Source organism: Kitasatospora saccharophila, assembly GCF_039529925.1.
GTDB lineage: Bacteria > Actinomycetota > Actinomycetes > Streptomycetales > Streptomycetaceae > Kitasatospora > Kitasatospora saccharophila.
This window is the reverse complement of record NZ_BAAANS010000034.1, coordinates 23,373-44,400: the sequence shown is the minus strand read 5'-3', so window position 1 is coordinate 44,400 and position 21,028 is coordinate 23,373. Positions and strand designations below refer to the sequence as shown.

General features: G+C 75.7%; 20 protein-coding genes and 1 pseudogene. 11 read left to right on the top strand and 10 right to left on the bottom strand.

The annotated features are described in order from the left end of the window. Positions 1-31: 31 nt before the first annotated feature. The gene (locus ABD345_RS23855) at positions 32-922 is read left to right on the top strand and encodes an SMP-30/gluconolactonase/LRE family protein (protein WP_344554633.1); all 891 of its coding nucleotides are present in this window, start codon (positions 32-34) and stop codon (positions 920-922) included. A 32-nt stretch (positions 923-954) separates the two neighbouring features. Beyond that, a complete protein-coding gene (locus ABD345_RS23850) occupies positions 955-1,929 on the top strand; it encodes a serine hydrolase (RefSeq protein WP_344554632.1) in 975 nt (324 codons plus the stop codon). A gap of 82 nt (positions 1,930-2,011) precedes the next feature. Here the strand turns inward: ABD345_RS23850 and ABD345_RS23845 are convergent, their stop codons facing one another. After that, the gene (locus ABD345_RS23845) at positions 2,012-2,881 is read right to left on the bottom strand and encodes an NAD(P)-dependent oxidoreductase (protein ID WP_344554631.1); all 870 of its coding nucleotides are present in this window, start codon (positions 2,879-2,881) and stop codon (positions 2,012-2,014) included. Between the two features lie 187 nt (positions 2,882-3,068). On the opposite strand from ABD345_RS23845, the gene ABD345_RS23840 reads away from it, so the two are divergent. Then, entirely contained in the window at positions 3,069-3,605 is a 537-nt protein-coding gene (locus ABD345_RS23840; protein WP_344554630.1) for a GNAT family N-acetyltransferase, read from the top strand. 104 nt (positions 3,606-3,709) lie between these two features. Here ABD345_RS23840 and ABD345_RS23835 read toward each other — a convergent pair whose 3' ends face one another. Continuing rightward, positions 3,710-4,444 (bottom strand): TetR/AcrR family transcriptional regulator, encoded by a 735-nt coding sequence (locus ABD345_RS23835; protein ID WP_344554629.1) that lies wholly within the window; start codon positions 4,442-4,444, stop codon positions 3,710-3,712. 89 nt (positions 4,445-4,533) lie between these two features. Between ABD345_RS23835 and ABD345_RS23830 the strand changes: the two genes are divergently transcribed. Next, the gene (locus tag ABD345_RS23830) at positions 4,534-5,394 is read left to right on the top strand and encodes an SDR family oxidoreductase (RefSeq protein ID WP_344554628.1); all 861 of its coding nucleotides are present in this window, start codon (positions 4,534-4,536) and stop codon (positions 5,392-5,394) included. Positions 5,395-5,467: 73 nt separating this feature from the next. Beyond that, a complete protein-coding gene (locus ABD345_RS23825) occupies positions 5,468-5,983 on the top strand; it encodes a GNAT family N-acetyltransferase (RefSeq protein WP_344554627.1) in 516 nt (171 codons plus the stop codon). A gap of 12 nt (positions 5,984-5,995) precedes the next feature. Here the strand turns inward: ABD345_RS23825 and ABD345_RS23820 are convergent, their stop codons facing one another. The 3 genes and pseudogenes from ABD345_RS23820 to ABD345_RS23810 form a co-directional block, all read right to left on the bottom strand. Next, positions 5,996-6,895: an SGNH/GDSL hydrolase family protein gene (locus ABD345_RS23820; protein ID WP_344554626.1), complete on the bottom strand. Its 900-nt coding sequence runs from the start codon at positions 6,893-6,895 to the stop codon at positions 5,996-5,998. Positions 6,896-6,967: 72 nt separating this feature from the next. Further along, positions 6,968-8,221, bottom strand: coding sequence for a glycosyltransferase (locus ABD345_RS23815; protein WP_344554625.1), 1,254 nt, complete (start codon positions 8,219-8,221; stop codon positions 6,968-6,970). 257 nt (positions 8,222-8,478) lie between these two features. Beyond that, positions 8,479-9,615: pseudogene (locus tag ABD345_RS23810) on the bottom strand (glycosyltransferase family 4 protein); the annotation flags it as partial. A 195-nt stretch (positions 9,616-9,810) separates the two neighbouring features. Here ABD345_RS23810 and ABD345_RS23805 point away from each other — a divergent pair. Together ABD345_RS23805 and ABD345_RS23800 are read left to right on the top strand one after the other, a co-directional pair. Beyond that, a complete protein-coding gene (locus tag ABD345_RS23805) occupies positions 9,811-10,929 on the top strand; it encodes a hypothetical protein (RefSeq protein ID WP_344554624.1) in 1,119 nt (372 codons plus the stop codon). Between the two features lie 778 nt (positions 10,930-11,707). Continuing rightward, positions 11,708-12,427 carry a nucleotidyltransferase domain-containing protein gene (locus ABD345_RS23800; protein ID WP_344554623.1) on the top strand — a complete coding sequence of 240 codons (720 nt, stop codon included), beginning with the start codon at positions 11,708-11,710 and terminating at the stop codon, positions 12,425-12,427. Between the two features lie 319 nt (positions 12,428-12,746). Here ABD345_RS23800 and ABD345_RS23795 read toward each other — a convergent pair whose 3' ends face one another. Next, a complete protein-coding gene (locus tag ABD345_RS23795) occupies positions 12,747-14,531 on the bottom strand; it encodes a SpoIIE family protein phosphatase (RefSeq protein ID WP_344554622.1) in 1,785 nt (594 codons plus the stop codon). Between the two features lie 393 nt (positions 14,532-14,924). Here ABD345_RS23795 and ABD345_RS23790 point away from each other — a divergent pair, with 393 nt between their 5' ends. Both ABD345_RS23790 and ABD345_RS23785 read left to right on the top strand, forming a co-directional pair. Beyond that, on the top strand, positions 14,925-15,755 hold the full coding sequence (locus tag ABD345_RS23790; protein WP_344554621.1) for a pentapeptide repeat-containing protein: 831 nt from the start codon (positions 14,925-14,927) through the stop codon (positions 15,753-15,755). A gap of 191 nt (positions 15,756-15,946) precedes the next feature. After that, positions 15,947-16,192: a hypothetical protein gene (locus ABD345_RS23785; RefSeq protein ID WP_344554620.1), complete on the top strand. Its 246-nt coding sequence runs from the start codon at positions 15,947-15,949 to the stop codon at positions 16,190-16,192. A 121-nt stretch (positions 16,193-16,313) separates the two neighbouring features. Here the strand turns inward: ABD345_RS23785 and ABD345_RS23780 are convergent, their stop codons facing one another. The 3 genes from ABD345_RS23780 to ABD345_RS23765 form a co-directional block, all read right to left on the bottom strand. After that, positions 16,314-16,892, bottom strand: coding sequence for a rhodanese-like domain-containing protein (locus tag ABD345_RS23780; protein WP_344554619.1), 579 nt, complete (start codon positions 16,890-16,892; stop codon positions 16,314-16,316). A 175-nt stretch (positions 16,893-17,067) separates the two neighbouring features. Then, a complete protein-coding gene (locus ABD345_RS23775; RefSeq protein ID WP_380275721.1) occupies positions 17,068-18,135 on the bottom strand; it encodes a sulfite exporter TauE/SafE family protein in 1,068 nt (355 codons plus the stop codon). Further along, a complete protein-coding gene (locus ABD345_RS23765; RefSeq protein ID WP_344554618.1) occupies positions 18,132-18,506 on the bottom strand; it encodes a rhodanese-like domain-containing protein in 375 nt (124 codons plus the stop codon). The genes ABD345_RS23775 and ABD345_RS23765 overlap by 4 nt, the downstream gene beginning before the upstream one ends. A 317-nt stretch (positions 18,507-18,823) precedes the next feature. Between ABD345_RS23765 and ABD345_RS23760 the strand changes: the two genes are divergently transcribed. Next, positions 18,824-20,194, top strand: coding sequence for a rhodanese-like domain-containing protein (locus ABD345_RS23760; RefSeq protein ID WP_344554617.1), 1,371 nt, complete (start codon positions 18,824-18,826; stop codon positions 20,192-20,194). Positions 20,195-20,359: 165 nt separating this feature from the next. Next, on the top strand, positions 20,360-20,626 hold the full coding sequence (locus ABD345_RS23755) for a metal-sensitive transcriptional regulator (protein ID WP_344554616.1): 267 nt from the start codon (positions 20,360-20,362) through the stop codon (positions 20,624-20,626). Positions 20,627-20,716: 90 nt separating this feature from the next. On the opposite strand, the gene ABD345_RS23750 is transcribed toward ABD345_RS23755, so the two are convergent. After that, the gene (locus ABD345_RS23750) at positions 20,717-20,983 is read right to left on the bottom strand and encodes a metal-sensitive transcriptional regulator (protein ID WP_344554615.1); all 267 of its coding nucleotides are present in this window, start codon (positions 20,981-20,983) and stop codon (positions 20,717-20,719) included. Between the last annotated feature and the right edge of the window lie 45 nt (positions 20,984-21,028).

The following is a 21,028-nucleotide window of genomic DNA, read 5'->3' as shown; positions in this document are numbered from 1 at the left end:
CGGATGGCCCGGGGTGCCGGGGTCCGGCGGGGTGTACGTCGCGGACACCTACAACGACCGGGTCGTCAGGGCGGAGGGGGCCGGGGGCCACGGGCAGGAGGTGCTGGCCCGCGGCCTGGACCTGCCGAACGGCGTGGCGGTCGGCGCCACGGGAGACGTGTACGTCGCCGACAGCCGCCACGACCGCGTCCTGAAGGTCTCCGCCGGCACCGGACGGCACACCGTCGTGCGCCCGGACGTGGAGCTGAAGTCCCCCTACGGCGTCGCGGTCGACGGCGCCGGGACCCTCTACGTCGCCGACACCGACCACGGGCGGGTGCTGAGGATCCCCGCCGACGGCGGTTCGCCGACGACCGTCGGCAGCGGCCTGGGCAACCCGACGGGGGTCGCGCTGGACGCGTCGGGCAACGTGTACATCGCCGATCCGTACAACAACCGGGTGGTCGAGGTCCCGGCCGACGGCGGGCCGCAGAGCGAGGTGCCGGTCCAGGTCGCGGACCCCACCGGCCTGGCCTTCGACGGCGCCGGCGACATGTTCGTCGCGGACCCCTACAACAACCGGGTGGTGGAACTGCCGCACGGCGGCGGGCCGCAGACCACGGTCGGAGCCGGGCTGGACTTCCCCACCGGCGTGGCCGCGGACGCGCGGGGCAACGTGTACATCGCCGACTTCAACAACAGCCGCGTGGTCCGGGTGCCGGCCGACGGCGGTCCGCAGACCACGGTCGGCGACCACCTCCGGCACCCCTACGCGGTGGCCGTGCCGCCGGCTGCGGTGCCGTCGGTTTCCGGGGGCCGGATGTCCGTGCGGCCCTTCCCCGTGGGCCCGGCGGTTTCGCTCCCGGCGGGCTCGGGTCCGGCCGTCCCGGGTCCGATCGTCCCGCAGGCCGCCCGGGTCGCCGCCTTCCGGCCCCCGTCGTAGTACACCCCGGCAGAGTCAGGAGCCCGTTCACCATGGCCACCACGGCAACTCGTCACCGCACCGATCCGCGCCCCGCCGCCACGAGGGTCGCCGGGGTGCTCGCGGCAGCCGCCGCCCTCGCCCTCGTTCCGACCGCCGCCCCGGCGGCCCCCGTCCCGTCGGTCGGGCAGTCCGTGCACTGCTCCTCCGCGACCCGCCCCGAGCTGGCCGAGCGCCTGGCCCGCGACATCGCCGCTGCCGTCCGGGGGCGGCAGTCCACGCTCGCCCTCGCCGTGCGCGACTCCGGCACCGGGGTGTCCTGTTTCCTCGACCCCGCGCGGCACTTCGACTCGGCGAGCATCGTCAAGGCCACCATCATGGGCGCGGTGCTGAGGATCGCGCAGGACGAGGGCCGGCCGCTGACCCCGTTCGAGGAGGAGAACCTGCGGCCGATGATCACCCGCTCCGACAACGACGCCGCCGTCCGGCTGTGGAAGTACGTCGGCCCGGCCCGGATGCAGCACTTCCTCGACCTCGCGGACATGCGCGACACCGTCCTGTCGACCGACGGCTTCGGGCTCACCCGGGTCACCGCCGGTGACGAACTGAAGCAACTGGACGTCTACACCGCCGACTCCGGCGTCCTCACCCCCGAACACCGGGACTACGGGCTGCAGTTGATGGCAGAGGTTGAGGAGGACCAGCGCTGGGGCACGCCGTTCGGGGCCCCGCCCGGCGTCACCACGCACGTCAAGAACGGCTGGCTGCAACGGGCCACGCACGGCTGGCGGGTGCACAGCCTCGGCATCTTCACCGCTCCCGACCGGGTCTACCGGATCGCCGTCCTCACCGACGACGACCCCACCGAGTCCTACGGCATCGGCACCATCCAGCGCGTCGCCCAGCAGGTCCACCAGGACCTCGCCGGGCCCGCGGGCGCCGACCGCACCAGGATCCCCCGGGGCACGCCCGACCTCACCGCGCCGGAGGCCGGTGACGGTTCGGTCCCCGGGGTGGGAGAGCGGTGAGGGCGTCGGAGCGGAGCGCGCCCCGGGGCAGGCCGGGGCGCGTGTCGCGGTGCCTTCCGGCGCCGACCGAATTGACTGCCCGTCAGATTCCGGCGCGGGTGCGGGAAGTGGTGGAGATCGCGGCCAGGTCCTGCTCGCCGTGGCCGTGGGCGATCGCCTGGAGTAGCGAGTCGCGCAGCAACGAGGCCAGCGGGAGCGGGACTTCGGCGTCGCTCCCGGCCGCCAGGGCGAGATTGACGTCCTTCAGGCCCAGCGCCAGCCGGAACCCGGCCGGTTCGAAGGACTGCCGGGTGATCATCCCCCCGTAGCCGGCGTACACCGGGCCGGGGAAGAGGGAATCGGTGAGCACGGCGAGCAGTGCCGCCGGGTCCAGCCCGCTGGCCTCGGCGAGCGCGGCCGCCTCGGAGAACGCCTCGATCGCCGACACCAGCAGGAAGTTGGCGCTGATCTTCGCGACGTTGGCGGCCGCCGGATCCTCCCCGAGCGGCCAGGTGCGACGGCCCATCGCCTCGAACAGCGGCGCCACCCGGTCGAGTTCGGCGGCCGGTCCGGCGGCCAGGACGTTCAGGTTCCCGGCCGCCGCGACGTCGGTGCGGCCCAGCACCGGCGCCGCGACGTACCCGATGCCGTGCCGGGCGTGCAGTTCGGCGGCCCGGCGGGCCAGCGCGGGCGAGACGGTGGCCATGTTGACGTGCGTGGCGGCCTGCGCCTCCGCCAGCAACTCCTCGTCCAGCAGCAGGCTCTCGACCACCCGGTCGTCCGCGAGCATCGACACCACCACCTGGGCCCCGAACGCCCCGGCGAGCGTTCCGGCGGCGGTGGCCCCGTCGGCGACCAACTCGGCCACCGGCGCCGGCGAGCGGTTCCACACCCGCACCGAGTGTCCCGCCGCCAGCAGGCGGCGGGCCATCGCCCGGCCCATTCCTCCCAGGCCGATGAAACCGACGTCCATGTGCGCTGCCTTCCAGTTCCCGGTGGGTCCCGTCCGGTGCCGTGATGCTCAGGGGCCCGGCGTTCCGGTGCTCCGGTGTTCCGGTGCTCCGGGGACGATGCTACGGCGCGGGGGTCCGAACGGTCGGGACCGCCCGGACGGCGCGCTGCCGCCCAGCGCACCCGGCCGGTCTGGGAGGATGCCGGGCATGGTGACGGTGCGGACGGTGCACACGGCGGACCTCGATCCGGCGGACCGGCGGGCGGCCCGGGAGCTGCTGTTCGAGGTGTTCGGCGCGGACGACATGACCGAGGAGGACTGGTCGCACTGCCTCGGCGGAATGCACGTACTCGCCCTGGAGGGCGGCCGGTTGGTCGGGCACGCCGCCGTGGTGCAGCGCCGGCTGATGAACGGTGACCGGATCTTGCGGACCGGCTACCTGGAAGGCGTGGTGGTCCGGCGGGACCGTCAACGGCGCGGCATCGGCGGGCAGTTGATGGACGAGGCGGAGCGCGTCGTCCGGGCCGCCCACGAGATCGGCGCGCTCGGGGCCAGCGAGGCCGGTGTCCCGTTCTACCTCGCCCGGGGCTGGCGCCGCTGGCCCGGACCCACCTGGGCGCTCGGCCCGAACGGGCGGCAGCGCACCGCCGAGGAGGACGGCTGGATCTACCTGCTGGGCGGCGAAAGCGAGTTGGACCCCGCTGCCGACCTGGTGTGCGACTGGCGCGAGGGCGACCTCTGGTGACCTGACGCCCGGGCCGGGCGGCGCGGGCGTCAAGTCGAGGACGTCGGGTCGGGGCTGCGGGCCGGCTTCGGACCGGTCTCAAGCGGGCACCTCGGTCGGGGAGTTCAGGCGGGGCGGGCCTGGGACGTGCCACCGCCGGCCAGGCGGGTGAGCCACTCGGCCAGCAGGTGCTGTTCGGCGTCGCTCAGCGCGCCGCTGCCGTCCGGGAGGGCCGCCCGCAGGGCCCGGGCGGCGGGGGCGGGACCGGACTCCGCGGCGGGGACGGCCGGTTCGGCGCGGGTGACGGCCGCGATCATGGACTCGCGCATGACGGTCAGCAGTGCCGGATCGCGGCGCTCCGCGGGGGTGGCGTGCCAGGTGGCCACCACGCCCATGCCGGTGGCCCGGATGATCTGGGCGGCCAGCTCCTCGTCGACCCGCAGCCATCCCGCGGCCGCCAGCCGGCGCACCCGGCCGTGCAGGATCTCCAGGCCCGCGCGGTGCGCCGCGCCCGCCTCCGAGGAGGTGGCCCGGCTCATCACGGCGAACAGCTCCGGGCGGGAGACCCCGAACTCCACCACCATGTCCCAGCCGTGGCGCAGCTCCTCCACCGGGTCCTCCGGGCTGGGGTCGAGCTGGGCGCGCTTGCTCTCCAGGAACTGTGCGTAGCCGTGCTCGGCGACCGCCTCCAACAGCCCGTCCTTGTCGCCGAAGAGCCGGTAGATGGCGGGCGGCTGCATCCCGGCCGCGGCGGCGACCGCGCGGGTGCTCATCGCGTCGGGGCCGCCGCTCTCCAGCAGTTCGACGGCGGCTTCGAGGATGCGCTGCCGCGGGCTGCCGGACGTGTCACGAGTAGGCATGTATCGATGATATCGATTTTGTGGTTCCGCCGTTAGTTCCAGTGTTACTGTGTAAGTGATTCCACTGGAAACACGGTTGGGAGAACCCCGTGATCATCGTGACCGGAGCCACCGGCGCACTCGGCCACCGCATCGTCGAGCGCCTGCTGGAGCGGCTGCCCGCCGACCGCGTCGGCGTCAGCGTCCGAGACCCCCGCAAGGCCGAGGACCTCGCCGACCGCGGCGTCCGCGTCCGGCCCGGCGACTTCGACGACCCCGACTCGCTCGCCCACGCCTTCGAGGGTGCCGAGCAGGTGCTGCTGGTCTCCCTCGACCGCACGGGCGAGGCGTGCGTGAGCGGCCACCGCGCCGCGATCGACGCGGCCGTGCGGGCCGGAGCCGCCCGCATCCTGTACACCAGCCAGATGGGCGCCGCCCACGACTCCCGTTTCGAGGCGTGCCGCGACCACGCCCGGACCGAGGACCTGCTGCGCGCCACCGGCCGGCCCTGGACGGCGCTGCGCAACGGCTTCTACACCGCCAGCGCCCTGCGGTTCCTGGAGACCGCCCGCCACAGCGGCGACATCGAACTGCCCGCCGACGGCCCCGTCGCCTGGACCGGTCACGACGACCTCGCCGAGGCCACCGCGGTGATCCTGACCGAGGAAGGACGCTTCGAGGGCCCGACCCCGCCGCTCACCGCCCCCGCCGCGCTCGACTTCGACTCCGTCGCCCGGGTGGCGACCGAGGTCACCGGACGGCCCTTCGGCCGCACCGTCGTCCCCGACGAAGCCTTCCACGAGCAGGCCCTGGCGCACGGCGCCCCCGCCCCGATCGCCGACCTGATGCTGAGCATCTTCGCCGCGGCCCGGAACGGCGAGTTCGCCGCCGTCGACCCGACGCTGGCCGAACTGATCGGCCGGGAGCCCGTCGGCTTCCGCGCCCTGCTGGAGCAGGAGTGGGCCGCCTAGACCGGGGCGGCGGTCGGCCGCGCGCGGCGGAAAGCCGAATGACCGCGGCGCGCGGCCCCGTTAGCATCGGACGGTGCCCGAACTGGAGCAGTTGCGTCCCGACCACGCCCCGGCGGTCCTGGCCTTCGAGACGGAGAACCGCGGGTACTTCGCGGCCACCCTCTTCGACCGCGGCGACGAGTTCTTCGCGCAGTACGAGGACCGGTACCGCGCCCTGCTGGCCGAGCAGGAGGCCGGTGACTGCGCCTGCTACCTGCTCGTCGCCGCGGACGGCTCGGTGCTCGGCAGGTTCAACCTGATCGACATCGCGGGCCGCAGCGCCAAGCTCGGCTACCGCGTCGCCGAGCACGCCACCGGACGGGGCCTGGCCACCGCGAGCGTCGAGGAGCTGTGCCGGCTGGCCCGGACGCGGCACGGGCTGACCGCCCTGCTGGCGGCCGCCGCGACCGGGAACGCCGCCTCCCGCAGGGTGCTGGCCAAGACGGGCTTCGCCCCGGTCGGTCCCGCCGCCCCGGAGGACCTCGGCGGCAAGCCCGGCACCTGGTACCGGCGCGAACTGGGCGGGGCGGCGGGGCCGGGAGGGGAGTAGGGAACCGGCCGGTCAACCGTTGGTGGGCGTGGGCGTGGGTGCGGGTGCGGGTGCGGGTGCGGGGGAGCGGTTCGGCGCCGGGTCGTGGGTGGCGGTGGTCAGGCGGGCGATGATCGCGGCGGTGGCGTCGGCCTCCGCCCGGTCGAGGCGGCGGGTCGAGCCGCGCAGCAGGTGGCGGGCCTCCAGTACGGCCAGGGCGATCAGCCCGGGCAGCAGGTCGGTGGAGCGGGCCGCCACCCAGCGGGTGCCCTGGGTGGCCAGCCACCACAGGTCGGCCCCGCGGCCGGGGCTCCGGACCGCGAGCCGGGCGGGCGCCGCCCCGACCGGGTGCCCGCCCCCGGCGAGCAGGGCGTGGAACTCCCGGGCGATCAACTGGTGTCCGGCTGTGCTCGGATGCAGCCGGTCCGCGCTCAGCAGTTCCCGCCGCTCCGTCCAGGGCAGCTCCGCCAGGTGCAGGTGCACCGCCCCGTAGTGCGCCGACAGCGCGTGCACCACCGCGTTGACGCCCCGCATCCGCCGGGCCAGCGGCCGGGCCAGCGGGGCGGGCAGCCCCAGCAGCCGCCCCGGATCGGGCAGGCAGGCGGTCAGCGGGACCGCCCCGGCGGACGTCAACGAGGAGAGAACGGAGGCGAATTGGCGGGCCGTGGTCTCCAGGGCGAAGGAGGCCCGCAGGGTGTCGTTCCCGCCGACCAGCACCGCCGCGAACTGCGGGCGCAGCGCCAGCGCGGTGGGCAGTTGGGAGACCAGTAGGTCGCGGCTGAGCGCGCCGCTGTTGGCGAGGTTGCGGAACTCGACGGGATCCGGCGAGAGGGCGGGGGCGAGCAGTGCCGCCCAACCCCGCCACCCCCCTGGCACCGGATCGCCGACACCCTCGGTGAGGGAGTCGCCGAGCGCAGCGAATCGAACCGTCATCACGTCCCTCCGGTGGGGCTGGGAAGGTGGTGGAACTGGGGAACTCCGTTGCGAAAGGGGGGAGTCGGGGTCTCAGTCGGCCGTGCTCGCCGGTCGGGGAGCGTGGGAGGGAGAGGCGGTGCCGGGAGCGGGGCCGGGGGCCGGGACGGGGAGGGGCATGGAGGCGGGTGCGGTGGGCTGGGCCCGATGGGCGGCGAGGAAGGCGGCGCTGGCGGCGCCCCAGCTGAACTCCTCCGCCCTGGCCCGGGCGGCGGCCCGCCGCTCCGCTTCCGGGCGTTCCAGCAACTCCCTTACCGCGAGGGCGAATCCGGCCCCCGTGTCGGTCGCCGCGAGGCCGGCCCGGCCGACCACCTGGGGCAGTGCGGAGGACCGGCTGACCGCGACGGGAGTGCCGCAGGCCAGGGTCTCCAGCGCGGCCAGGCCGAAGGTCTCCACCGGGCCCGGAGCGATCACCGCGTCCGCCGTGGCCAGCAGGGACGCCACTGCGGAACGTTCCGCGAGATGGCCCAGGAACCTTACCGGGAGCCGTAGTTGACGGGCCTGCCGTTCCAGTCGGCCGCGCAGCGGACCCGTCCCCGCGACGGCCAGCACGGCCGGAACGCGGTGCCGGCGACGCAGCTCGGCCAGCGCCTCCAGAGCCCGCTCGGGCCGCTTCTCCCCGGAGAGCCGGGAGCACATCACCAGCAGCACCTGCTGCGGATCGGCCAACTCGGCCCGCAGCGAAGGGTCGTGGCACTCCGGACGCATCGTCTCCAGGTCCACCCCCAGCGGTGCCCGCTCGACGTTGCGGGCGCCGATCCGCTCGAACTCCCCGGCCGCCCAAGCCGTCGTGCACAGCACCGTGTCGTAGCCCCGCGCGGTACGGAAGTTGAGCCGGTCCGCGAGCCGTCGCGCGGTGAAGGGCGGCACGCCCCAGGCGCCGAGCACGCCGGTGGCGCTCTCGTGCGAGACCATCATCGACCGCACCCCGTGCGCCCGCGCCCACCCGCCCGTCCAGCGCAGCGTGGTGCGGTCCGAGACCTCCAACCGGTCCGGCGCCAACTCCTCCAGCAGCGCGGCGAGTCGGCGCCTGCCACGGAGCACCCGGTAGCCGCCGGTGCCCGGGACGCGCGGGCCGGGCAGCGTGATCACCCGGCCCTGCTCGGTCCACTCGTCGCTGCGGGCCGGGCCCGGTACCACCAGCACCGGCCGGTGGCCCGCCGCCAGGTACCCCGCGCCGAGGTGCCGCAGCGCCGTCCGCAGACCGCCCGAGACCGGGGTGACGAAGTTCGCCACCCGGACGATGCACAACCCGCCGTCCGCACCGGCCGTTCCGTCACGCTTCACGCGGGCTGCTCCTCGGCCGAGAGCGGGGCGGGGGAGGGCGCGGGCGCGACGGCGGGGCCGGTGGGCGGGTCGGCGGACTCGGCGGACTCGGCCTGGCGGGGTGCCGGGATGCCGCCGAGGAGCGGCTGCCCGGTGGGTGCGGGTGCGGACGCGGGTGCGGGTGCGGGTGCGGCCGGAGCGGGGGCAGGGGACGGGTCGACGGCGGTGGTGGCGGAGGGGACGGGGGCGGCGACCCGGGGGGAGGCCGGCGTGTGGCGCCGGTGTTCGGTGATCACCTCCTGGTAGTGCCGGATCAGTTGGTCGCCGACCGCCTCCCAGGTCCGGTCGGTGACGTCGGCCCGGCCCGCTGCGCCGTACCGGGCGCGCAGTTCGGGGGCGGCGGCGAGTTCGGCGACGGCCCGGGCGACGGCGCCCGGATCGCGCGGGGCGACCAGCAGCCCGGTGCGCCGGTGGCCGACCAGGTCGAGCGGGCCGCCGACCGCCGGGGCGACCACCGGGACGCCGCTGGCCATCGCCTCCTGGATGGTCTGGCAGAACGTCTCCAGCGGACCGGTGTGCACGAACAGGTCCAACGAGGCGAAGCAGCGGGCGAGTTCGGCGCCCGTGCGACGGCCGAGGAACACCGCGCCGGGCATCGCGGCCTTCAGCGCGGGCGCGCTCGGACCGTCCCCGATCACCACCACCCGCACGCCCGGCAGCCGGGACGCCTCCGCCAGCAGGTCCACCCGCTTTTCCGGGGCGAGCCGCCCGACGTACCCCACCAGCACCTCGCCGCCGGGGGCCAGCGCGCGGTGCAGCGCCTCGTCGCGGTGCTCGGGGTGGAAGCGCGCCGAGTCCACGCCGCGCGCCCAGATCCGCACCTGGCGCACCCCGTGCGCGGTGAGGTCCTGCGCGGCCGGGGTCGACGGGGCGAGCGTGCGCCCGGCGGCCCGGTGCACCGAGCGGATCCGGGCCCAGGCGATCGCCGAACCGATCCCCCGGCCCATCCGGTACGCCTGCGCGTACCCCGCCAGGTCGGTCTGGTAGACCGCCACGGTCGGCAGGTCCAGGCGCTCGGTGAGCCGGGCGGCCCGCGCACCGAGGACGAACGGACTGGCCAGGTGCACCACGTCCGGCTGGTGGGCGGCCAGCGCGGCGGCCAGCTTCCGGCTGGGCAGCGCGATGCGCACCTGCGGGTAGCGCGGCAGCGGGACGGAGGGGACGCGCACCACCGGCAGCGGTTCCCGGTCCGGGCCGAAGGACTGCGGCGGGCAGTGCGCACCCCGGGCCGGGGCAGGGGTGATCACCAGGGGCTGGTGGCCCCGCCGGACGAGGTGCTCGGCAGCCCTCAGCACGCTGTGGGCCACGCCGTTGACCTCGGGCGGGAAGGACTCGGTGACGATGGCGACTCGCATGCCAACGTTGTGGCCAACCCGGGCGTGCGGTCAGCCAAAGGGATCTTTCGCGGAGACGAACGTCTGCCGCCATTTCCGCACTGGTGTGTGAATGTCGGATTCGGGCGGCGCGAGGAAGGGAGCGGGCGGCGCCTTCCCGGGCGGAACGCTGTTTTATGAGTGTTTTGTGGTGATTCGTCCGAGTAGGCTGGCGGGATGGAGCACGCGGGAGGGGAAGCGACGCAGCCCGCCGACGAGCCGCCGACGCCCGGACCCGCCGACGGGCCGGGCGACGGCCCGGAGAGCGGCGCGGACGGCACTGTCGTCGAGGGTCTGGCCCGGGACGGGGACGGGGGCGTGGACGGCGGCGGGGCGGCCGGCGAGCTGTGGCGGGCCGTCCGGCACGACGCCGTGCGGCTGCCCGAGCACCTGGCCGAGCTGGCGGTGCGCCAGGAGTCGGCGCCGGCCGCGAAAGCGGTGGCCGGGCTGTCCGGGACGGCGACGCTCGCCGAACGGCGCACGGCCGTCATCACCCACGGCATCCGGCTGACCATGGTCGAGGGCTGCGTGGTCGGCGGACCGCTCGTCCTGCTCGTCCCGGTGGCGTTCTGCGCCGGGATGCTCGCCCAGGCCCGGATGGTCCTCGAACTCGCCACCCTCGCCGGCGTCGACGGCGACCGCACCGAGCGCAGCGCCGAACTCCTCGTCCTCCAGGGCGTGTACCCCACCGTCGCGGAGGCCCGCGCCGCGCTCGCCGCCACCGCGGCGGAGGACGCCGCGCCCAAAGCCGGACCGCCGCCCCGCCCGTCCCGGCTCGACATGATCCGGCGGATGGTCTACCTGCTCGGGCTGGTCGCCATCGGCGAGGATCCCCGCGGCCCGGTCCGCCGGATCGCGGGCTGGGTCGGCACCGCCCTGCTGGTGGTCGTCGGACTCGCCTGCCCCGTGGTGTGGATCCCCGTCATGGGGCGTGCCAACGTCCGTGCCACCACCGCCCTCGCCCGGCGCGCCACCGCCTTCTACTGGCCGCAAGAGGACCCCGGCGCCGTCACGCCGCAGCCCGAGGAGAAGTACGCCCGCACTGCCACCATCGCCGTCCTCGGCCAGACCCTGCTCGCCTTGCTGCTCCCGGTCGCCGCCTTCCTGTTCGTCCTCTTCCTCGGCCTCGACCTGGCCGGCGGACGCCTCACCACCGCCCTCCTGATCGCCCTCGCCGCGGGCGCGGCCTACGCCGCCGACCGGGCCCGCCGGGCCCGCGGCTCGCGCGGCCCGGGCGAGCCGCGCGGCCGAGATGGCGCACGTGGTTCCGCCGGGGGCGGGGGAACGCGCGGCTGACGGTTTGTCAGGTTGACTCCCGAATTGACTCGCGGGATGTTCGGAGGGTCGGTTCGCGGGGCGGTCCGCTGCTTGCCGGCCGGGCCGACTGGGCCTGCGGCCCGCGTGGCCCGGGCAAAGCTCGTGGTCTCGCCGGGGTGGGGGGACGCGTGGCTGACGGTTTGTCAGACCGACTCCCGAATTGACTCGCGGGCTGTTCGGAGGGTCGGTTCGCGGGGCGGTCCGCTGCTTGCCGGCCGGGCCGACTGGGCCTGCGGCCCGCGTGGCCCGGGCAAAGCTCGTGGTCTCGGCGGGGCGGCGGAATGCGCAGCTGACGGCTGGTCATGTGTGCTCCCGAACTGACTCCGAGAGTTGTTCGGCGGACCGGTTCGCGAGTCGATTGGTTGCTTGCCGCCTGGCCTGATGGGCCTGCCGGGGGCGGGGGAACGCGCGGCTGACGATTTGTCAGGTTGACTCCCGAATTGACTCGCGGGCTGTTCGGCGGGTCGGGTGGTTGCCTGCCGCCCGGGTCGGCTGGGTCTGCGGCGCGTGCGGTCCGGGCGGAGGCGGGGGAATGCGGCACCCATGGGCGATTCGTCGGGCCGGCTTCCGAATGGCTTGCGGGCCGATCCGCGGGTCGGCTCGTTGGGCGCGCGGTCCGTGTGGCCGGGCGGGCGGCGCGGGCTGCGCGGGGGCCGGAGCGTTCTGCTGGCGATCCGTCAGGCCGGTTTCCGGGCCGGCGTGCGGACCGGTTCGGGGGCGGGGACGGCCGTGTGACAGGCTGGGCCGGGTGTGAGAGATGCTGATCGACCAGGCCAGGAGGCTCGTTGCCGAGCTGCACCCCGACGCGTCGGCGGTGGTGCTGGCCGGGTCCGTGGCTGCGGGGCGGGCCCGGGCGGGCAGTGACCTCGACCTGGCCGTCCTGCTGCCCGACGGCCGGGACACCCGCCGCGAGACGCTGCGCCACGAGGGCCGGGTGGTCGAGGTGTTCGCGCACACCCGCTCCGGGCTGGACGAGTTGCGGGCTTTCGACGCGGCCTCCCGGCGCGGGGTGGTCCAGCAGTTGTACGCGACCGGGCTGATCCTGCTGGACCGCGACGGGCACGCCGCCCGGATCGCCGAGGACTGCCGGGCCGAACTGCTGGCCGGTCCGGCCCCGCTCACGGCCGAGCAGCGCGAGAACCTGCGGTACGCGCTGACCGACCTGCTGGACGACCTGCGCGACGCCCCGGACCGGCTGGAGGCGCTGGCTGTCGGGACCGAGGTGCTCCGTTCCGCCGCCGACCTGCTCAGCGACCACCACCGGGCCTGGACCGGAACCGGCAAGTGGTTCCCGCGCCGCCTGCTCACCGCCGCCCCCGACCTCGGCGCTCGCCTCCTGGAGGCCCACCGCGTGCTGTGCGAGGACGGCGGCCCCGCCGACCTGCTGTCCGCCGCCGGGACGGTGCTCGACCTGGTCGGCGGCCCGCTCTCGGCCGGGTACCACCGCGGCTGGCCCCCGGTCGGCGCCGAGCGTTAGCGGCCCCCGCCGGGTGAAGGGCGGTCGGGCGGCCCGGTGCAACCACGGGTGCCGGGGCGTCGGGGGCGGACGGCGGGGCCGTTGTCGTGGAGAGGGGCGGGGTGGGGTGGGGCGCTCGGGCTGTGCGCTGTTCCTCGCGGTCGGCGCCCGGCTCTCGGCCCGGTCCTCCCGCCCCCGCTTCCTGAGCTGGCGGTGGTGGCCGCTGCGCTGGTCCCGCGGGCGTGCGGCGGACGTCCGACCGGCCCGGGCCGGGGCCGCACTCGCCGGGCGGCAGCCGGTGGCACATCAGGCGCCGGGGGCGGAGCGGAGGGGGCCGCGCTCAGGACGGTCGGTGGCGGACCCGGGCCGCCAGCAGGGCGATGTCGTCCTCGGCGTCCTGCGGCGCCAGCGCGGCCAGGGTGGCGTCCAGCAGGGCGTCGAGCGGGCCGTCGGAGGGCAGCCGCAGGGCGGACAGGCGGGCGAGCGAGACGTCGATGTCCTCGCCGCGCCGCTCCACCAGGCCGTCGGTGTACAGCAGGAGGGCGTGGTCCGCGCGCAGTTCCACGGTGGTCTGCTCGTAGCCGCCGACGCCGGTGCCCAGGGGCGGGCCGGTCGGCACCTCGATCAGCTCGGTGGCGTGCGAGGTGAGCAGCGCGGGTGGCAGGTGGCCCGCGCCGGCGAGGGTCCAGCGGGCGCGGGCCGGGTCGGCGAGGGCCAGGACGCAGGTTGCCGGGCGGGCGTTCTCCTGTTCGGCGATCAGTGCGTCGAGTTGGCGCAGGATCCGGTGCGGCGGCAGGTCCATCGCGGCGACGTAGCGCAGCGTGGAGCGGTAGTTGCTCATGTCGACGGCGGCCTCGACGCCGTGGCCCATCACGTCGCCCATCGCGAGCAGGGTCCGTCCGAACGGCAGCCGCACGGTCTCGTACCAGTCGCCGCCGACCACCGAGGTGATCCCGGACGGCAGGTAGCGGGAGGCGAGTTCGAGATTGGGGTGCGGGCTGCCGGGCTCGGCGAGCAGGGCCCGTTGGAGGTCCAGGGCGGTGTTCTGCGAACGGGCGTAGCGCCGGGCGTGGTCGAGGGTGAGCGCGGCGCGCCCGGCGACGGCGGCGAGCAGTTCGGTGTCCTCATCGGTGAAGCCGAGCGAACCGCCGTGCGCCCGGGCCAGGGTGAGCACTCCGATCGGCCGCCCGCGGGCGGTCAGCGGCACCGCGAGCAGGCAGTCGACCCCGGCGGCCCGGCAGGCGGACAGCGCGTCGTCGTCCGGTGCGAGCGTCGCGAGTTCCGCGCCGGACAGCAGGTTGGCCACCACCGGACGGCCCTCGGCGAGCGCCCGGGCGGTCACCGAACCGGGGCGGTGGCGCACCGTCCCGCCGGTCGGTACGGGTGGCCGGGCGTCCGGCGGGTGCGGTGCCTGCTCCCCGTGGGTCGAACCGACGGTGGTGGCCGCGGTGGCCGGGCCGACCGCAGCGGCCCGGCGCAGTCGGGGGCGCGGCCGGTCCGCACCGAGGGCGGTGCCGGCGGCGGGCCCGGTGCCGGCGGCCGGGCGTGTCGCGGAGGTGGTGCCGGCGGTGTCGGAGACGGTGTCGGGCGTGTCGAGCGGCAGCACGTCGACCAGGGCGAGGTCGGCGGAGTCGGGGACGGCGAACGCGGCGAGCTCCGCGCAGGTGGTGTCCGGTTCGAGGGTGGTGCCGATCCGCTCCGACCCGGCCTCCAGCTTGGCGAACCTGGCCCGGACGCGTTCGAGTTCCGCCCGGTGGGTGTCGGCGCCGCCGGGCAGCACGACCAGCGCCCCGGTCGGCGCGCCCGCCACCTCCAGCCGGCGGAAGTCGGCGGCGCGCCCGGCGAACGTCCCCGAGCGGGGCCGCCCGTCGGCCAGGACGCGCGGGAGCGCCCGGTCCGGATCGGTGACGGCGCGCCCGAGCACGGCCGTCGGCGACACCCCGGTGACCTGCTGGAACGGCGGGTTCAGGTAGCGCCAGCGCAGCTCGCCGTCGAGCACCGCCAGCGCGACGGGCAGCTGGTCGAGCAGGGCGCCGACCAGCGCGTCGCGGTCCACCCGCAGCGCCGCGGAGGCAGCCGTGAGCAGCGAATCCGTCGAGTCGCCGCCCGCCGAATCGGGCCGCACCCGTGATCCCTCCCTCGCCGCGTCCCCCGTGGAGCCGTCGGCGGGCACGACGCATCGCCGTGCCGCACGGCTCGGTGTGCCGTCGCCCGGGTGATCCGCACCCGGGGACCGCACCATACTCGGCCGAACCGCCCGTACCCGAACCCGACGCGGTACGAATTCCGGTGGGAGCGAGGTTTTTTGCCGGTCCCTGCCCTTTTGCCCACAGAATCGGCCCCGGCGGCCCGTCCGGAAGGGATGGAAGGGATGGAAGGGACGGGAGGGCCGGGAGGGAGCGGACGGTCGGGGCAGGACCGCCGGAGCGGGGGAAGCAGGGCCGCCGGGGCGGGCCGGGCCGGACGGGCGGGGAGAATGGAGCAAGACCGCCACCCCCGCCACAGGAGAACCCGCACCGTGACCGACCAGCAGCAACCCGCCCCGACCGGCCGTCGACTTGACCTGCTCGCCGACTGCTCCGCCTGCTTCGGGCTGTGCTGCGTCGCCCTGCCCTTCGCCAAGTCCGCCGACTTCGCGGCGAACAAGGACGCGGGCACGCCCTGCCGCAACCTGCAGGCCGACTACCGCTGCGGGATCCACCCGGACCTGCGCGAACGCGGCTACCAGGGCTGCACGGTCTTCGACTGCTTCGGGGCCGGGCAGAAGGTCTCCCGGCACACCTTCGGCGGACGCAGTTGGCGCGAGGACCGGGACACCGCCCGGCAGATGTTCGAGACGTTCCCGGTGATGCGCCAACTCCACGAGCTGCTCTGGTACTTGGCCGAGGCACTGGAGCTGCCGAAAGCCCGGCCGGTGCACGCCGAACTGCGCCGGACGTTCGACGGGATCGAGGAGCTGACCCGCCGGGACGCGGCCGCGCTGGCCGCCGCCGACCTGCCCGGCATCCGGGCCGGGGCGAACGAACTCCTGCTCCGGGCCAGCGAATTGACCCGCAACGCGCTGCCCGGCAAGCGGCGCAACCACCGGGGCGCCGACCTGATCGGGGCCCGCCTGCGCGGCGCGGACCTGCGCGGGGCGAACCTGCGCGGCGCCTACCTGATCGCGGCCGACCTGTCCGGCGCGGACCTGCGGGACGCCGACCTGATCGGGGCCGACCTGCGGGACGCCGACCTGCGGGGCGCCGACCTGACTGGCGCGCTGTTCCTCACCCGGGCCCAACTCAACGCCGCCAAGGGCGATTCGACCACCCGCCTCGGCGCCGCCCTGACCCGCCCCGCGCACTGGTGAGCCCGGCCGGGGCCGACCGGGGCCCGGCCCGGAGTTCCGTCCGGAGTTCCGCCCGGGCCACGCCGCCCGGCGCGCAAGGGGGGCGCGCGGGGGCGCGCGTGGGCCCCTGAATCGGGATTAATTGCCTGCGGTCAGGGCGGAACCGGGCGTATGGTCATGAACTCCCCGACGCGAGAGGAGGATCATCCGCGATGGGAATGTTCAAGGACGCACCACCCAGTGAGCATCCGGACTTCACCCAACTGCGGTTCATGGCCGCCGGCACGCCCTCGTGGTGGAAGCGCAACCGCCACAAGGCACTCGGCGTGGCGGGCCTGCTGGCCGGCTTCTGGCTGGCCAGCCACTACAACACCCCGGCCCCCGCCGCTTCCTGCACCCCGACGGCCGGCACGGACGCGTCCGCCCCGGGCCCGCAGGGCGCGGCCGCCGGTCGCTGACCCCGTCCGTGCGGCCGGTGCACGCGCGCCGGCCCCCGGTCCCGCTCCGCACGGGGAGGGAGACCGGGGGCCGGTTCGCCAGCAGCGGAAGGCGAGTTGACGACACGTCAGGTCTGGTCCGTCACTTGCCGCCGTCGCGCAGCGCGGTGAGCGTCGCGTCGAGCGCGGCGCCGGAGTCGCGCGGGCGGTTGTACGGGAGCTTGCCCAGCAGCGAGCCCATCGCGCAGGTGTTGCTGACGGCCGAGAACAGCAGGCCGCCGCCCACCGCGGCGGAGACCCAGCGCACGCCGGGGACGGCCGCGTCCACGACGATGCCGGCCAGCACCAGCGAACCGGCCACCAGCCGGACCTGCCGGTCCATCGCCCAGCGGGGCTTCTGGCCGGGCACCCGGTTCAGCGGGCCGCCGTTGGCCGTCCAGGCGGAGGTGCCGCCGTCGACGAGCAGCGCCTGCACGCCGGCCGAGGCGAGCTGCTCGCAGGCGTTCAGGGCGCGGGCGCCGGAGGCGCAGACGACGGCCAGCTCGTCGCCGCGCTCGGCGGCGGCCCGCAGCGCGGGCAGGGCCTGGGCCAGCTGGTCGAGCGGCACGTTGTGGGCGCCGGGAATGTGGCCGCCGGCGAACTCGCCGGGCGAGCGGACGTCTATGACGGTCAGCTGGTGCAGGCGGGGCTGGAGCTGGTCGACGGACAGGGGTGTGGTCATCGGAGCGGTGAACCCTTCGGGGGAGGACGGCCCCGGCGCGTACGGACGGGCCGGGCGGGGAGAGCGGGAAGGCGGGGGAGTCCCCAAGGATGCCTGAGCGGCGCGGGGAACCGGAAAGGCCGGGTGAGCCGCGTCACCGCAGGTGAGCGGCGTCGGGGCGGTACGGCCGGGGGCGTCAGAGCACGGCGTCCACCAGCATCAGGGCGGCGACCGCCAGCAGCGCCCCGGCGAACAGCCGTTGCAGCGTGCGGCCGGACAGCTTCGCGGCGAGCCGCTTGCCGTCCCAGGCGCCGAGCACCGCGGCGGCGGCGAACGGGCCCACCGTCGACCACGGGATCTCGGCGGACGCGCCCAGCCGGGGCAGCAGCGCGGCCAGCGAGTTCAGGGTGATCACCAGCAGGCTGGTCGCGATCGCCTCGGCCATCGGGAAGCGCAGGAAGGAGACCAGCGCGGGCACCGCGAGGAACCCGCCGCCGACGCCCAGCACCCCGGTCGCCGCCCCCAGTCCGGCACCCGCCAGTGCGGCCCGCCGCGCCGGGACGGGCGCCCGCAGCGCCGCCCCGGTGGCGGACCCGGTGTCGGAGTCGGTGGCGGGCCCGGCGGTCACCGGGAGCGGGCACAGGTCGAGGTTCATCCGTGCGGAGACGGTCTCGGTGGCGACGATCACAGCCGGGCCCGCGCCGCCGGGCACCGCGCCGGCGGCGCCCCCGGGCAGCAGTCGGGCGACCGCCGCCGACCCGAGGGCGGAGGGCAGCTCCGCCGCGAGCCCGACGCCGGGCGCGCGACCGGCACCACCGGCACCACCGGTAGCACCGGCGTCACCGCCCGTCCGCCCGTCCGTCCGCCCGTTCGAGGCCGGCCCGTCCGAGGTCGGCCCGCCGCGCCGTCCGCCCGCCAGCATCCGCCAGGCGGCCAGTCCGGCCAGCAGCGCGAACGCGGCGGTCAGGGCGGGGCCGGGCAGGTGGCGGGAGAGGGCCCCGCCGAGGGCGGCGAACGGCAGTCCGGCCGCGCCGAACAGCAGGCCCTCGCGCCAGCGGACGCGTCCGGCCCGGGCGTGGGCGAGCAGGCCGGTGAGCGAGGTCACGGCGACGATCAGCAGGCTGGCGGTGGTCGCGGTGCCGGGCGTCAGCCCGATCAGGTAGATCAGCGCGGGGACGGCCAGCATGCTGCCGCCGCCGCCGAGTCCGCCCAGCGCCAGGCCGACCACCGCGCCGGCCACCAGGGCGAGCAGGACGATGCTCATATCGCGCCGCCGCAGCGACACCCGTCCCGGTGCGCGGGCAGCCCGTCCCGGAGCCAGGCGCGCATGCCGCCCACCACGTTCACGGTCGGCACCCCGTGCGCGTTCAGCAGTTCGGTGGCCGTCTGCGAGCGGTGGCCGGAGCGGCACACCGCCAGCACCAGCCGTCCGCCGGCCGCGGCCCGCACGGCGTCCGGGCTCCGGGTGGTGCCGAGGTCGCCGAGCGGGAGCAGCAGCGCGCCGGGCGCGTGCAGTTCGGCGTGCTCCTCGGGCTCACGCACGTCGAGCAGCAGCGCCTCGCCGGCGGCGGCCAGGCGGTGCGCCTCGGCGGGGTGGATCTGCGCGGGCGCGGGCGGCTGGGGGGTCCAGGCCACGGTGTCCTCCTGGGAACGGGCGGGTGGTACGGGGGTTCCGGCGGGTCCCCGGGCGGCTGGCCGTCCTCGGGAAGATACCGGCGGGGGTATATCGTTGGTATCGAGCATATACCCCCACCGGTATGAGCCGGTCGGACCTCCTGGCGGAGAACTGCCTGTAATAATACCTATGGGGGTATCGAAACCCGCAGGTCCGTGCGCGGCGTCCACTCCGGGCCGTCCCGGCCGGCGACCGCGCCCGCCAGTACGGCGACCGCGCCCGTCACCACCCTCGAACGCGCCACCGCCGCGCGCCCCACGCAGAGAAGAGGACTCCCGTGTTCTTCGCCCAGTACTACCTCGACTGCCTCTCCCAGGCCTCGTACCTGATCGCGGACGAGACCACCGGCCGCGCCGTGGTGGTCGACCCGCGCCGGGACGTGGACGAGTACCTCGCCGAGGCCGAGGCCCGCGGCTTCACCGTCGAGGGCGTCATCAACACCCACTTCCACGCCGACTTCCTCTCCGGCCACCTCGAACTCGCCGACCGCACCGGCGCCTGGATCGGCTACGGCCGCCGCGCCGAGACCGAGTACCCGATCCGCAAGCTCGCCGACGGCGAGCGGATCAGCCTCGGCGAGGTCGTCCTGGAGATCGTCGAGACGCCCGGCCACACCCCCGAGTCGGTCAGCGTCCTGGTCCGCGAGCAGGCCGACGCCGTCCCGTACGGGGTGCTCACCGGCGACGCGCTGTTCATCGGCGACGTCGGCCGCCCCGACCTGCTGGCCTCCGCAGGCGTCACCGCCGACGAGCTCGGCCGGATGCTCTACGACAGCGTCCAGCGCAAGCTGATGGCGCTGCCCGACGAGGTCCGGGTCTTCCCCGCGCACGGCGCCGGATCCGCCTGCGGCAAGAACCTGTCCACCGAGCGGCAGTCCACCATCGGGCAGCAGCGCGCCACCAACTACGCCTGCGCGCCGATGACCGAGGACGAGTTCGTGAGCATCGTCACCGCCGGACAGCCCGCCGCCCCCGGCTACTTCGGCTACGACGCCGACCTCAACCGCCGCGACCGCGAGCTGTTCGACGCCGCCGCCCTCGCCGTCCCGCTGGACGCGGAGGCGTTCCTCGCCCGCCGCGCCGAGACCGGCACCGTCGTGGTCGACGCCCGCGACCCGCTGGAGTTCGCCGCCGGGCACCTCGCCGGATCCGTCAACGTCCCCGCCGACGGGCGTTTCGCCGAGCAGGCCGGCACCGTCCTCGACCCGGCCTGGCCGCTGCTGGTGATCGCCCCCGAGGGCCGCGAGCAGGAGACCGTCACCCGGCTCGCCCGGATCGGCTTCGACCGCGTCGCCGGCTACCTCGCCGACCCCGAGACCGCCTTCCGCGGCGTCCCCGGGCAGATGCGCCAGGCCCCCCGCCGCACCGTCGCCGACCTGCGCGCCGAACTCGCCGGAGCCGAACCCCCGCTGGTCGTCGACGTCCGCGGCGAGGGCGAGCGCGCCGACGGGCACATCCCCGGCTCCGTCCACCTCCCGCTGGCCGAACTCCCGCACCGGCTCGCCGAGATACCGCAGGACCGCCCCGTCGTCGTGCACTGCGCCGGCGGCCACCGCTCCTCCATCGCGGCCAGCCTGCTGCGCCACCACGGCCACCCGCTGACCTCCGACCTGCTCGGCGGCTACGGCGCCTGGGAGGCCGCGGCCTGACCGCGGCGCGGCGCCGGGAGGGCGGGGGAGACCGGCGGGCGGGGGAATGCGCCGTCCGCCGGTCGGGTTGATACGGGCGGGGGTATCAGTAGGACGTCACGGTGCGTGGCACGGAACACGGGGGCGGGCGACGACCGGAGCCCGCCGAGGACGAGGAGGAGACCGATGCAGGTGGGCGACGAGGCCGTCGGCGCGGTGTTGAACCGGCTGCGCCGGGCACAGGGCCAGCTGGCCGGCGTGATCGCGATGATCGAGGCCGGACGCGACTGCAAGGACGTGGTGACCCAGCTCGCCGCCGTCTCCAGGGCACTGGACCGGGCCGGGTTCAAGATCGTGGCCAGCGGCATGCGCCAGTGCATGGCCGAGGCGGACGAAGGCGCCGCCCCGATGAGCGAGGCCGAGTTGGAGAAGCTCTTCCTGGCCCTCGCCTGACCCGCCGTACGGGCCGGGCCGGGGGCTCGGGCGCCCGGATGCTCGGACAACCGGGCGCTCGGACAACCGGGCGCTCGGACGCCCGGGCGTTCAGGCCAGGGTCAGGAACATCTTCTCGAGTTCCGCCTCGGTCATCGGGGCGGCCCCCTCCTCGGCCTCCGCGAGGCACTGGCGCATGCCGCTGGCGAGGATCTTGAAGCCGGCCCGGTCCAACGCGCGCGAGACGGCGGCGAGCTGGGTCACCACGTCCTTGCAGTCGCGTCCGGCCTCGATCATCGCGATCACGCCGGCCAGCTGGCCCTGTGCCCGGCGCAGCCGGTTCAACACCGCGCCGACGGCCTCGTCGTCCACCTGCATCGAGCACCTCCTCGCCCTTCCTGAACTCGCCCGATCATACGGGAG